Source organism: Maribacter aurantiacus (assembly GCF_005780245.1).
In the GTDB taxonomy this organism is placed as follows: Bacteria; Bacteroidota; Bacteroidia; order Flavobacteriales; family Flavobacteriaceae; genus Maribacter; species Maribacter flavus.
On record NZ_VBUK01000005.1, the window covers coordinates 71615 to 84760 of the forward strand.

General features: G+C 41.8%; 13 protein-coding genes. 10 read left to right on the forward strand and 3 right to left on the reverse strand.

The genetic code is table 11. The features are described 5' to 3' along the window. Window positions 1-79: 79 nt before the first annotated feature. Window positions 80-1513: an L-serine ammonia-lyase gene (locus FEK29_RS10150; protein WP_240042726.1), complete on the reverse strand. Its 1434-nt coding sequence runs from the start codon at window positions 1511-1513 to the stop codon at window positions 80-82. A gap of 201 nt (window positions 1514-1714) precedes the next feature. On the opposite strand from FEK29_RS10150, the gene dnaK reads away from it, so the two are divergent. Continuing rightward, window positions 1715-3631 (forward strand): molecular chaperone DnaK, encoded by a 1917-nt coding sequence (gene dnaK / locus FEK29_RS10155; protein ID WP_138258325.1) that lies wholly within the window; start codon window positions 1715-1717, stop codon window positions 3629-3631. Window positions 3632-3790: 159 nt separating this feature from the next. After that, window positions 3791-4693, forward strand: a complete 903-nt coding sequence (locus FEK29_RS10160) for a hypothetical protein (RefSeq protein WP_138258326.1) — start codon at window positions 3791-3793, stop codon at window positions 4691-4693. A gap of 13 nt (window positions 4694-4706) precedes the next feature. On the opposite strand, the gene FEK29_RS10165 is transcribed toward FEK29_RS10160, so the two are convergent. After that, window positions 4707-5261 (reverse strand): GNAT family N-acetyltransferase, encoded by a 555-nt coding sequence (locus FEK29_RS10165; RefSeq protein WP_138258327.1) that lies wholly within the window; start codon window positions 5259-5261, stop codon window positions 4707-4709. Between the two features lies 1 nt (window position 5262). Next, complete coding sequence (locus FEK29_RS10170) at window positions 5263-5910, reverse strand: alpha/beta hydrolase (RefSeq protein WP_138258328.1); 648 nt, start codon at window positions 5908-5910, stop codon at window positions 5263-5265. A 61-nt stretch (window positions 5911-5971) separates the two neighbouring features. Between FEK29_RS10170 and FEK29_RS10175 the strand changes: the two genes are divergently transcribed. The 8 genes from FEK29_RS10175 (at window position 5972) to FEK29_RS10210 (ending at window position 13114) form a co-directional block, all read left to right on the forward strand. After that, window positions 5972-6394, forward strand: coding sequence for a PaaI family thioesterase (locus tag FEK29_RS10175; protein ID WP_138258329.1), 423 nt, complete (start codon window positions 5972-5974; stop codon window positions 6392-6394). Between the two features lies 1 nt (window position 6395). Further along, window positions 6396-7502, forward strand: coding sequence for a chorismate-binding protein (locus FEK29_RS10180; RefSeq protein WP_138258330.1), 1107 nt, complete (start codon window positions 6396-6398; stop codon window positions 7500-7502). A gap of 49 nt (window positions 7503-7551) precedes the next feature. Next, entirely contained in the window at window positions 7552-9312 is a 1761-nt protein-coding gene (gene menD / locus FEK29_RS10185; protein WP_138258331.1) for a 2-succinyl-5-enolpyruvyl-6-hydroxy-3-cyclohexene-1-carboxylic-acid synthase, read from the forward strand. A gap of 27 nt (window positions 9313-9339) precedes the next feature. Continuing rightward, window positions 9340-9678 (forward strand): DUF2853 family protein, encoded by a 339-nt coding sequence (locus tag FEK29_RS10190; protein ID WP_138258332.1) that lies wholly within the window; start codon window positions 9340-9342, stop codon window positions 9676-9678. A 104-nt stretch (window positions 9679-9782) separates the two neighbouring features. Then, window positions 9783-10616: a CvfB family protein gene (locus tag FEK29_RS10195; protein WP_138258333.1), complete on the forward strand. Its 834-nt coding sequence runs from the start codon at window positions 9783-9785 to the stop codon at window positions 10614-10616. A gap of 186 nt (window positions 10617-10802) precedes the next feature. Beyond that, entirely contained in the window at window positions 10803-11405 is a 603-nt protein-coding gene (locus FEK29_RS10200) for an SPOR domain-containing protein (RefSeq protein ID WP_138258334.1), read from the forward strand. 1 nt (window position 11406) lies between these two features. Then, the gene (menA, locus tag FEK29_RS10205) at window positions 11407-12315 is read left to right on the forward strand and encodes a 1,4-dihydroxy-2-naphthoate octaprenyltransferase (RefSeq protein WP_138258335.1); all 909 of its coding nucleotides are present in this window, start codon (window positions 11407-11409) and stop codon (window positions 12313-12315) included. Between the two features lie 34 nt (window positions 12316-12349). After that, a complete protein-coding gene (locus FEK29_RS10210; RefSeq protein ID WP_138258336.1) occupies window positions 12350-13114 on the forward strand; it encodes a LytR/AlgR family response regulator transcription factor in 765 nt (254 codons plus the stop codon). The last annotated feature ends 32 nt before the right edge of the window (window positions 13115-13146 follow it).

Below are 13146 nucleotides of genomic sequence, written 5' to 3' on the forward strand. Positions count from 1 at the left end.
AATATTTCCTTTTGTAGAGGTATTTAATTTGTCATAATAAATACCTCGATGAGGGTTTCATGTCCCGCATAATTTGTTTTTAACAATCGCTTAGGAATACACCAACGGCCAATCCGCCTTCGGAGGTTTCCTTGTATTTGGAACTCATATCCTTGGCGGTTTCCCACATGGTCTGGACTACTTTGTCCAAGGGGACCTTGGCTTCGGCCGGATCGGAACCCAAGGCCAATTCCGCGGCATTTATGGCCTTGATGGCCCCCATAGAGTTTCGTTCTATACAGGGGATTTGAACCAATCCGCCAATTGGGTCACATGTTAGACCTAGGTGATGTTCCATGGCAATTTCCGCGGCCATCAAAACTTGTTCCGGAGTTCCACCTAGTAGTTCGGTAAGAGCACCAGCGGCCATTGCCGAGGAAACCCCAATTTCCGCCTGGCAACCGCCCATGGCTGCAGAAATGGTCGCCCCTTTTTTGAAGATGCTGCCTATTTCCCCCGCAACCAACAAGAACTGTTTTATATGTTCAAAATTCCCCGCGTGGTTTTCAATGACCATATAATACATAAGGACTGCGGGGATTACCCCAGCACTGCCGTTGGTAGGTGCGGTAACCACCCTTCCCAAGGAGGCGTTTACTTCATTGACGCTCAAGGCGAAACAACTTACCCATTGCAGGATTTGCCTGAATTTTACCTCTGTCTGTCGGATGGATTGCAGCCATTCTTCCGGATTGGAGTAGGGCAGGTCCCCTTTCAGGTTTTCATGCAGTTCGAAGGCCCTTCGTTTTACATTGAGACCCCCGGGCAGTTTTCCTTCGGTGTGGCAGCCAAGGTACATACACTCCAGCATGGTGTTCCAAACCCGATTTATCTGATGGTCGATTTCATCATCGGATCGTAAGGACCGTTCATTCTCCAAAACAATTTGGGAGATGGATTTTGATTCTTTTTGGCAGATTAGCAATAATTCCTGTCCATTTTCCATGGGATAGGGAAAGCTGTTAAAAACACTGTTCTTTCTTTTGGCATTTTTACGTTCCTCCACGACAACGAAACCTCCACCAATGGAATAATAGGTTTTGGCGGTCTTTTTTCCATCGGCCAAAATCGCCTCAAACTTTAAACCGTTCGCATGGAAGGGAAGGAACTTTTTATGGAAAACGATGTCTTTTTCCGGGTCAAAATCCAAAGTTTTACTTCCCCCAAAATTCAACTTTCGGGTACTTTTTACATCTTGGACATATGTCTGAATGTTTTCTATGGCAATCGTTTCCGGATCGGTGCCCAATAGCCCTAAAATAATGGCATAATCCGTGGCATGGCCTTTCCCTGTTAACGAAAGGGAACCATAGAAATGGACAGAAATGGAAGCTACTTTTTCAAATTTGCCTTCTTCCCTTAGCTCCAGGATCCAACGTTCCGCGGCTCGCCAAGGTCCCAAGGTATGGGAGCTGGATGGGCCTATGCCTATTTTGAGCATGTCAAAAATGCTTATGCTTTCTCTTTGTTCCATTATCTTTTAAAAAGTCGAATACTAATGTACAAAGTTAGATCGAGGTGTAAATTGTTTTTCCATTTTGAATTCACTCCAAACCCAATCATTCGGGTTCAAAAACAAATAAATGACATCCTGTCAGTTTTTGTCCCTTGGCATATTGTTTGTCATTTAAAGGTTGATTGAAAAATTAAGCACTTAAATTTTAAAACATATACAATGAGTAAGATTATTGGAATAGATTTGGGTACTACCAACTCCTGTGTCTCCGTGATGGAGGGTAATGAGCCAGTAGTAATTCCAAACGCAGAAGGAAAAAGAACAACACCGTCGGTCATAGCTTTTGTGGAGGGCGGTGAAATCAAGGTTGGAGACCCTGCAAAAAGGCAGGCAGTAACCAATCCGCATAAGACCATTTACTCCATAAAGCGTTTTATGGGGAACAAGTTCTCCGAATCTGAGAAAGAAGCTAAAAGGGTCCCTTACAAAGTAACCAAAGGTGATAACGATACGCCCAGGGTAGATATCGATGGTCGTTTGTATACGCCTCAGGAACTATCGGCCATGATTCTTCAAAAAATGAAGAAAACCGCCGAGGATTATTTGGGTCAGGATGTTACAAGGGCCGTTATTACGGTACCTGCTTACTTTAACGATTCCCAAAGACAGGCCACCAAAGAAGCGGGAGAAATTGCCGGACTTACCGTGGAGCGAATCATTAACGAACCTACGGCTGCCTCTTTGGCCTATGGTCTTGACAAAAAGGACACCGACCAGAAAATTGTGGTTTTCGACTTTGGAGGTGGAACACATGACGTTTCCATACTAGAACTGGGTGATGGCGTTTTTGAAGTTTTGGCTACCGATGGGGATACCCACTTGGGTGGTGATGACGTGGACCAAAAGATAATCGATTGGTTGGCAGAGGAATTCAAGGCCGAAGAAGGCTTGGACCTACGTGACGACTCCATGGCACTTCAAAGATTGCGTGAGGCAGCGGAGAAAGCCAAAATTGAATTGTCCTCCTCTTCCCAAACGGAAATCAACTTGCCATACGTAACCGCCACGGCTACGGGACCTAAGCACTTGGTGCGTACCTTGACAAAATCCAAATTTGAGCAATTGATAGCGGATTTGGTCAAAAGAACCATTGAGCCATGTGAAAAGGCATTGAAATCTGCCGGACTTTCAAAAAGCGATATCGATGAAATCATTTTGGTAGGTGGTTCCACAAGGATACCGGCCGTTCAGGAAGCTGTGGAAAAATTCTTTGGAAAGAAACCTTCCAAAGGGGTAAACCCAGATGAGGTGGTTGCCATTGGTGCCGCAATTCAAGGTGGTGTATTGACAGGAGACGTAAAAGATGTGTTGTTGTTGGATGTTACGCCATTATCCCTAGGTATCGAGACCATGGGTAGCGTTATGACAAAATTGATAGAGGCGAATACTACGATTCCTACCAAGAAATCCCAAGTGTTCTCCACCGCCGCTGATAATCAGCCATCCGTTGAAATACACGTGTTACAAGGGGAAAGACCCATGGCGGCCGATAACAAGACCATTGGTAAGTTCCATTTGGACGGGATACCACCTGCACCAAGGGGAACTCCTCAAATAGAAGTAACCTTTGACATAGATGCCAATGGTATCATCAAGGTTTCCGCGACCGACAAGGCCACAGGAAAATCACAAGATATAAGAATTGAGGCATCTTCCGGATTGACAGAGGAGGAAATCAAAAAGATGAAGGCCGAAGCTGAGGCGAATGCCGAAAGCGATAAAAAAGCGAAGGAAAAGGCCGATAAATTGAACGAGGCCGATGGCATGATTTTCCAGACCGAAAAGCAGTTGGCCGAGTTTGGCGATAAACTGTCCGCGGACAAGAAAAAACCGATCGAGGATGCGTTGGCGGAGTTAAAAACGGCTTATGAATCCAAAGATTTGGCCGTAATCACACCGGCTTTGGATAAAATCAACGAGGCTTGGAAAGTAGCTTCTGAAGAGATGTACAAGGCACAGGCCGAAGCGCAACAAGGTGGAGGAAGTGCTGCCCAAGGCGAACCTACTGCTGATAGTAGCGGTAGCGCAACCGAAGGCGATAACGTTGAGGACGTAGACTTCGAAGAAGTCAAGTAGCCTGTCCTGAGCGTAGCCGAAGGGTAGACTTCGAAGAAGTCAAGTAACGTAGATATATTTTTTAATATCATACTATCAAGAAAAGGAGCGATAATCATCGCTCCTTTTTTATTTTGGAATGTAATTTGTTTGGGGAGGTAATTGAGTTAATTTTGTACTATGGTAAAAAACTATCCCCATATATTCTTTTTGGTTTTATTGGCTTTGCCCACCACTTCCTTTACCCAGGAGATACGAATCTTTACGGTATCGGATTTTGATTTGAAGGATAGCGTCAAAACCTGTCTTGTCAGTACAAAATATGGTAAGGAGGAGTATGATTTCAATCAGAGGGGGTTGCTTACCAAATCGGTTACCAGATATAATGAATCGGACTATGACGTAGTCTATTACAAATATCAGGACAGCCTTTTGGTCGAAAAACGGTCCGAAACCTACCGGGACAATAAATTCGACCCAGGAACTTCCATAGCGCACTTTTTTAAACTGGATACCATCGGGCAAACAAAGATTACAGAGAACATCATCTCTTATGATAAGGAGTTTTTGGACCAATATATCTACACCTATGACGATAAGGGCGATCTGACCAAAATTGTTAGGACCAACGATGAAGGCACGGATGAAACACAGGTGGAATACAAGAAATACAAAGGCGAGTATACCATCACCTATTTACTGAACGATGTACCCTTAAAATCGATACGGACTTCCTTTCAGACAAAAAATGGGGAGAAGCAAAAAATCTTACTTACCAAGGAATTTTTAAAAGGAGAGGCCACCAAGGCCTACGAGGAAGTATTTGGACCCAATGGGAAATTGTTGGCCAAACAGGAGTTTGAATATGATTTGGAGACCAAAAAGTTCGTCCCTACCGTAAGGACCACCTTTGAATATGATACAAACGGTATGTTGGTACAGGAAATTAAAAGGGGCGAAACTATTTTGGATAAAAAGGAGTATATCTATCAATACGATAGGGAGGGGGAAGGTAATTGGGTGAAGCAAATCGTAACCCCAGAAAATACCTATACAACCCGGAAAATCACCTATTACGAATGAGGTGTCCGGGAATCTACAAAACCTTACGCTGTTCCCATTCCTCCCTCAAAAGCCCGTAACAGCAGGTGTTTCTTTTAAACCCGTCCAATAGGTAGACATCCTTTCTAAGAATACCTTCCAGTTTGCATCCCAATTTTTCGACCGCTCTTCTGGATTTTAAGTTTCTTTCGTCTACCCGAAACTCTACTTTCTCAAAATCCATGTCCACAAAGGCATGGTGTAGCATGAGCCGTTTCATTTCCCTGTTCAGACCCGTTCCTTGAAATTCGTTCCCGATCCATGTGGAACCAATATGAAGAACTTTGTTTTTCCAATGTATATTCATATACCGGGTACTGCCCGCGTATCTGTGTACGGCCTTATCAAAAATGATAAAGGGAATGCCCAACTTTTGTGCCTGTTGCTCCAAGGCCATAAGCACGTAATTCTTGAGGGCTTCCGGGGTTTCGATATCGGAAGGGGAGTATTGGACCAGTTTCTTTTGGGAAGCAATGGGAAGGAGGTTTTCATAGTTCTCCAAAGTCAATGGGGATAGTTTCACCCGGTCGTTTTCCAAAACAATCTCCATATTAATAGGCAAAGGAATTAATGATTTCTTTTTTCAGTTCGTGGCCACCGTTAAAAGTAATTTGTTTTGCGGTACCCTGAAAAAGTTGGCCTAATTTTTCGGTTTCCTCTTCCAGTCTTTTGGCGTTGATGTATTCGTCTTCTGTACCAACCACGGAATACACGGCTGTAGCATCCGTTATCAATCTTTCAAAATCGGTCGCTTTCAATTCATCGGGGATACCCCCCGCGTATAAAATCAACTTGGAACATTTTAGGTTTGTTTTTGCCAAAAGTCGTGTTGCAACGGATACCCCTTGCGAAAACCCGAAGACGATTAATTGGCAATGACTCGGGATGTTTTCGGATTCCAAAACCTTGCCTACATAATTGAGGACATTTTGGGTTTCTTGCTCCTTGTCCACCCGTGTCAACCAACTTGCTCCCACATGCCTATATTTTCCGTTCAAATAATACTTTGAAGGCGCCTGGGGCGCGATTATATAGTTTTGGTCACTATCCAAATCCTCGAAATATCTCAAAAAGTATTTGCTTAGAAAACCTATGCCATGAAAGGCCAACCAAACATTTTTGGTTTTGGGCCCCAGATCATTCAGGGTTTCATAGGAATTGGTATGTTGGTATTGGACATTTTTTATTGTGGTCTGCATAAATCCATGGTGTCTATTCCTGCCTCTTGGTGTTCTATTGCTTAATTTTACAAAAAAAAGCATGGGCGAACACAAAGATAAGATACTTGAGGTCTGCAACAACTCCTCAAAGAATACCCTCATGGAAACCTTGAACATTTCGTATGTAGATGTAGGGGAGGATTTTCTAATTGCTAAAATGCCGGTAAACCCAAGGGTGCATCAACCGGACGGGGTACTCCACGGAGGTGCTATGGTAGCATTGGCCGAAAGTGTAGGGAGTATGGCCTCCTATATATTTTTGAATGCAGCGGAGTTCTTTGTTAGGGGAATCGAGATTTCCGCCAACCACGTTAAAAGTGTGAAGGAGGGCTTTGTGTATGCGAAGGCTTCATTTATCCATAAGGGGAGGACTACGCAGGTTTGGGATATTCGCATAACGAACGAGGAGGACCAATTGATATCGGTCTGTAAACTCACCACGATTGCCCTTCCAAAGAAGTAAGATGGCGTATCCAATTTTAAAAAGGGCCCAAGGTCAATTGGAGCAAGGTCTCCCTTTCGTGATTTATAAAAAACCGAAAGAATTTGAAATTAAGGGTGTTTTTCAGCGGGATACACAACTCCATTCCGTTACCGATTTTACCGAAAGTGGTTTTGTATTTGCCCCATTCGATACTGTGCAAAGTCCGATTCTAATACAATGCGATGAAGTCCTTTCCGAAGTTTTTGGCACCGGGAATATGAGTACGACTAAAACCCCTCTGAAAAAGGAAGTTGGAGCATCCGAATCCTATGAAAGAATGGTTTCCAGGGCCATCGAAGCTATAAAATCAGGCCAACTGGAAAAGGTGGTGCTTTCAAGAAAAAAGGAGGTGCGTGTTGTCGCCTCCGCACTGGCCATTTTTCAACGTCTGGTACATGCTTATGAAAATGCCCTTTGCTATTTATGGCATCACCCAAAAATCGGGACATGGTTGGGCGCTACCCCGGAAATTCTATTAAAGAGTAGGGGAAATTCCTTTGTAACCATGTCCTTGGCGGGAACGCAAATGGTACGGGAGGAAGTGGGAATGCCCAAATGGGGCAAGAAGGAACTGCACGAACAGCAGTTGGTGACGGATTATATAGCGACGGCTTTACAGGACACTACTACCGACTTAAAAATTGGGGATTTGGAGTCCGTCCGGGCGGGGCAACTATGGCATTTAAGGACCAAGATTTCGGGTCGTTTCGAAAGGGAAAAGCTTAGCACCTTGATAAGGGCGTTACATCCTACACCTGCGGTTTGTGGCATTCCAACCGAAAGGGCAAAAAAATTCATTTTGGAGAACGAGCATTATGACCGAATGTTCTATACGGGATACTTGGGGGAACTCAACCTGAAAAATGAAGTGGAACGAAGCACAAACCCTCGGAATACGGAACAAAAAGCATATCGTTCCGTGTTGGAATCGACGGAACTTTTTGTCAATCTGCGCTGCATGCAACTGGACGGCACGGCTGCAAGTATTTTTGTTGGGGGTGGAATAACCTCAGATTCAGATCCTTGGAAGGAATGGGAGGAGACAGAAAATAAAAGCCAGACCATTTTAAAGGTACTCTTGGATTAAGTGCTTCACAATTGGTTTTTGAAGCCCATAGGTCTTAATTTTGTAGTTGATGAAGTACTCCAACATACCCGTGGCCCAATCAATTGTTGGGCATTGTAAAGTCAATGGGATTAATAATATAATCATTTCGCCCGGTTCCAGAAATGCACCGTTAACCTTATCTTTTACAGAGAATCCTTTTTTTGATTGTTTTAGCATCGTTGATGAGCGATGTGCCGCATTTTTCGCATTGGGTATGGCCCAGAATTTGCAACGGCCCGTGGCTTTGGTCTGTACTTCGGGGAGTGCGCTGTTGAATTACTATCCTGCCATTGCCGAAGCTTTCTACAGTGAAATTCCCCTAGTGGTTATTTCGGCGGATAGGCCCTCCTATAAAATTGATATTGGCGATGGTCAGACCATCCGTCAGGACCATGTATATGACAGGCACATTGGCTATTCGGCAAATCTAAAGCAAGACCTTATCCACGCGACGGGAAGAATTACAAGATACCGACCCGAGTGGTTGGAGGGTAAGGATTTAAAGACGGAACAGGAACTTGTGGATACCTTTAATCATGGCGAACTGAACAAGGCATTTTCCATAGCGATCCAAAATAAGCTTCCCGTACATGTGAACGTTCCGTTTGAGGAACCTTTGTACGATCTTGAAGAAATGGATTTGATGCTTCCCGATGTCATTCCGGCTCCTATGCAAAATCCATTGAACCTTCCTGATGAGGTTTTGAATAGCTGGAACAATGCCGAAAAAAAGATGGTATTGGTGGGAGTAAACCATCCAAATTCCATTTCAAAGGATGTGTTGGATACCTTGGGAAAAGACGCGTCAGTCTTGGTTTTTACCGAAACGACCTCCAATATCCATCACCCAAATTTTTTTAACAGCATTGATTCCATTTTAGCGCCCATTGAATTAAGTGGTTCAAAGCATATCTTATTCGAAGACCTAAGACCTGATGTGCTGATCACAGTCGGTGGACATGTAGTCTCCAAAAAAATAAAAGCGTTTTTAAGGGAATATACCCCAAAGTACCATTGGCATGTAGGTGCCACCAAGGCAAATGATACCTTCTTTTGTTTGGGTAAACACTTTGAATTTTCGGTGAATGATTTTTTCGGCAAATTATACGACCAGAATGGTAAAAAGTCTTCTCCTTATTTTGAAAAATGGAACCGCGTAAAGTTGCAGTATATGAAAGGGCGGAAATCGTATTTGAATAAGATTCCTTATTCGGATTTTCTTGTATTTGATAAGCTATTACATTCAATTCCTAAATACTATCAGTTGCAGTTGGCGAACAGCTCAACCATACGGTATACGCAGCTTTTTGAATTGGACCCTACGCTACAGGTGTTTTGTAACAGGGGTACCAGTGGTATTGACGGCAGTACGTCCACGGCAATGGGTGCATCGGTATATAATGAATCGCCCACGTTATTGATAACGGGCGACCTTAGTTTTTTCTATGATAGCAATGCCCTATGGAATGACTATGTAAGGTCAGATTTTAGAATTATACTGATAAACAATGGGGGAGCAGGAATCTTTCGGATACTCCCTGGCAGGAAGGATACCGAGGCGTACGAACGTTTTTTTGAGACCAAGCATGCGCTGAAAGCTTCCCATTTGTGTGAAATGTTCCATGTTGGTTATAGTACCGCGGACGACGGGAACAGTTTGGAACAGGCGTTGGAGGATTTCTACAAACCTTCCGACTTTCCAAAGCTTTTGGAAGTACATACCCCTAGACTTATCAATAATAAAATTTTGACGGATTATTTTCATTTCATATCTTGTAGGGAATATTAACTATTAATTAAATAAGACACTAAAATTATGAGTAAAAGAGACGAGCTTATTGAAAAATATGCAGCCGACATCAAGGATAAATTCGGTGAGACTGCAGACATGGATTTGCTTACCAAAGTAACCGTTGGTTTAGGGCCATCAATTTACAACCTTGACGCCTCCAAAGTGTCTGGAGGTGACGAAAAGGAACTTGAAACGGTAAAGAACAACTACCTGATAAAGAAATTGGGACTAAGTGACGGTCCTCAATTAATGGAGGCCATCAAATCCGTTTTGGATAAATATGGTTCATCCAATAAGAACAAGCATAGAGCTGTTGTATATTACATGCTATGTAAGCATTTCAATAAGGCATCCGTTTATTAATAGATAGAATAGTAAAGTATTAAAAAAGCTGCTTCCTTTGGGGCAGCTTTTTTATTTACGACATTGTTTAATTGCCCCGTTATTTATTGTACTAACTTTGCAACATGATAGAAATAGGAAGAAAAAATGTCTTAAAAATTCTTAGGGATACCAGTGTAGGACTGTTTCTTGGAGACGATGAAGGCAATGATGTATTGTTGCCAAATAAATATGTGCCTGAATCCTACGAGATCGGAGAACAAATAGAGGTGTTCTGTTATTTGGATTATGATGAAAGACCCATAGCCACTACCTTGGAGCCGGATATTATGTTAGGGGAGTTTCGATTGCTTCAGGTTGCCGAAGTCAATGAATTTGGTGCCTTTATGGATTGGGGCTTGGAGAAACACCTGTTAGTGCCTTTTAGGGAACAACGAAGCAAAATGAAGCAAGGCCAGTGGTACGTGGTACATTGTTATTTAGACGAAAAGACGGGCCGTTTGGTCGCATCCAATAAACTGGATAAATTTTTGAACAATGAAAACCTAAATCTAAAGGAGTGGGAGGAAGTGGATTTGGTCATTATACGTCAAACCGAGTTAGGCTGGGAAGTCATTGTGAACGAAAAGCACAAAGGTTTGGTATATTTCAACGAAGTCTTCAAATCGGTCAATATTGGGGACGTGATACCGGGTTGCGTGAAAAAAATAAGGAAGGACAATAAATTGGATATATCCTTACAGCCCCTTGGGACAAAGGTTCTTGAGCCGGCCGCCAATAAAATCTACAGTGTATTGAAGGAAAAGGGAGGCTTTTTGCCCTTGCACGATAAATCAGACCCAGAAGATATTATGGACATGTTTCAAATGAGCAAGAAAACCTTTAAGAAGGGTTTGGGGACCTTGTATAAGGAAAGAAAGGTTGCCTTGGAGAAGGACGGTATACGTTTGGCCCAATAGGCTGTAATTGTGGGTTGTAGTAAGTAAACGCTTGGTGTTCAATTTTTTATCAGAAAATTGTCACCTTATTTTTTGTGTAGTTTGCCGTTAGTCCTATTTTTGTTCCATTACAGAGTTAGAAGTATAATTCGAACTCTTTTATTTGTTAAATTTAAGGTAGTTTTTTAGACCAAAATACTTCATCATATGCCCTTTATCGAAGAAAGCGATCTTTTAGAGTTGCATAAAGACATAGATAAGGCCCAAATAATCAATGAGCGCCTTCTAGATCAAATAAAATTTAAAAACAAGGAGCTTAAACGCAGTAAAATACAGCGAAATATTTTCGCGGGGATTACGGCTTTTTTCTTGATAGGAGGGTTGGCCCTTACTTCTTTTACGGCTGGTCTAAATACCTCAAATTCGTTGGACAAACAAAACAATAATTTATTGGTATCCATAGATAGTTTGGATGCTATAAAAACCCGTATCGACAATTTAAAAGCTCAAAATGATGAGCTAAGCTTGGTAAAGGAGTTTTATTTGGCGAAACAATTCCTAGAGAAGGAAAAAATATATTCGGTGCAGGTTAAGTCCTTTGTAGACAACAATGTAACACTAGCTTCTGAAGCCTTGACCAATACCTTATTTGTAAAAACGAATCCTTTTTATTCCTATTCCTTGGGAACTTTCGAGACTTTGGAAGAGGCCAGATCGTTTAGGCAGCAACTGGTAAACCTTGGTTTTGAGGACGCCTTTGTGGCATCTTACAAAGAAGGGAAAAGAATTCAAATAGAAGATCCATATTAGAGTGACCCAGTTTAAGGCGTGGATAAACGCCGCAAGGTTAAGAACCCTTCCATTATCGGTGTCAGGTATATTAGTTGGTGCTACCTTGGCCTCGTACTTTGGCCACTCCAGCCCACTTATTTTTTGGTTGGCCATTTTGACCACCATAGGTTTTCAGATTACTTCAAACTTTGCCAACGATTATGGTGATGGCGTAAAAGGCACGGACAACGAAAATAGGATCGGTCCCAAGCGTGCACTACAAAGCGGGCTATTGACCCAAGGTTCTTTGAAAAAAGGAATCCTTATATCCATTATAATTGATTTATTATTAATATTGGCATTGCTTTATTTTTCATTTGGCATTAAGGAAATAGTATGGGGACTGCTTTTTCTACTTTTGGGTGTGCTGAGTATTTGGGCAGCGGTGAGATATACCGTTGGTAAAAATGCATATGGCTATCAGGGATTGGGAGATGTTTTTGTATTCCTCTTTTTTGGATTATTGTCTGTTATAGGTAGCATGTTTTTGTTCGTCAAGACTATTTTTTGGATTTCCTTTCTGCCCGCGATTACGGTAGGCCTTTTAAGCGTTGGAGTCCTAAACCTGAATAATTTGAGGGACCATGCGTCTGATGAGGATTCCGGCAAGATTACGATGATCGTTAAGATTGGCTTTAAAAAAGGGAAATTTTACCATTTTACCATTTTAATACTAGCTTTCATTTCATGGTCGGCCTTTATACTAGTGACCGCTACGGAATGGAAACATGGGATAAGTTTATTGGCCTTTGTTCCAATTTTTATTCATATGGTCACGGTGTGGTACAATAAATCTCCTGCAATGTTGGACCCGGAACTCAAGAAGGTCGCCTTGAGTACCTTTGCGCTGGCATTGCTCTTTTATTTTAGTTATTACAATTTTTTGTAGTTTTGAACGTTAACCCACTAAACAATTTACAATTTTGGAACAACCTATTAAAATACTAATCGTAGAGGACAACGTAATCATCGCAGATGATATGCAGTCCATGTTGGAGGAAATTGGGTATGAAATTGTAGATAATGTTATCGTTTATGAGCAAGCTGTTGAGGTTCTTAAGACAAAACAGGTAGACCTTGTCCTGATTGACATTATTCTTGCCTCCGATAAAACAGGAATCGACCTAGGGAAACATATTAGAGAAAACTATGACATCCCTTTTATTTTCGTAACCTCAAACTCGGACAGGGCTACTGTAGAAAACGCCAAAACGGTTAAACCCAATGGTTATTTGGTAAAACCCTTTGAGCAGCAAGATTTGTACACTTCCATAGAAATAGCCCTTTCGAATTTTATCTATGGTAAACAGGCTTCAGGTAAGACTACCAATAATTTGGAAGAATCCAACGAGGATGTCCCCATGAGCAATTCGATTCTAAAGGATTCCATTTTTGTTAAAAAACAGCATCTTTATTATAGAATTCAATTTGGTGATATCCAATTTATAAAGGCCGATAATGTCTATTTAGAGGTAAATACTGCGGACAAAAAGTTCTTGGTACGCTCTCCCCTTAAGGATTATTTGGAAAAATTACCTCAGAACAAGTTTTACAGAGCTCATAAATCGTATATCGTAAATGTAGACCATATAGATGCTATCAATTCAAAGGATATTATGATAAACAATACCTTGATTCCTATTTCAAAGGATTTTAAGGAGCTTATCATTTCAGCTATGAATTCTTAGAATTTTCATTAGGATTTAATCATATTCATAGT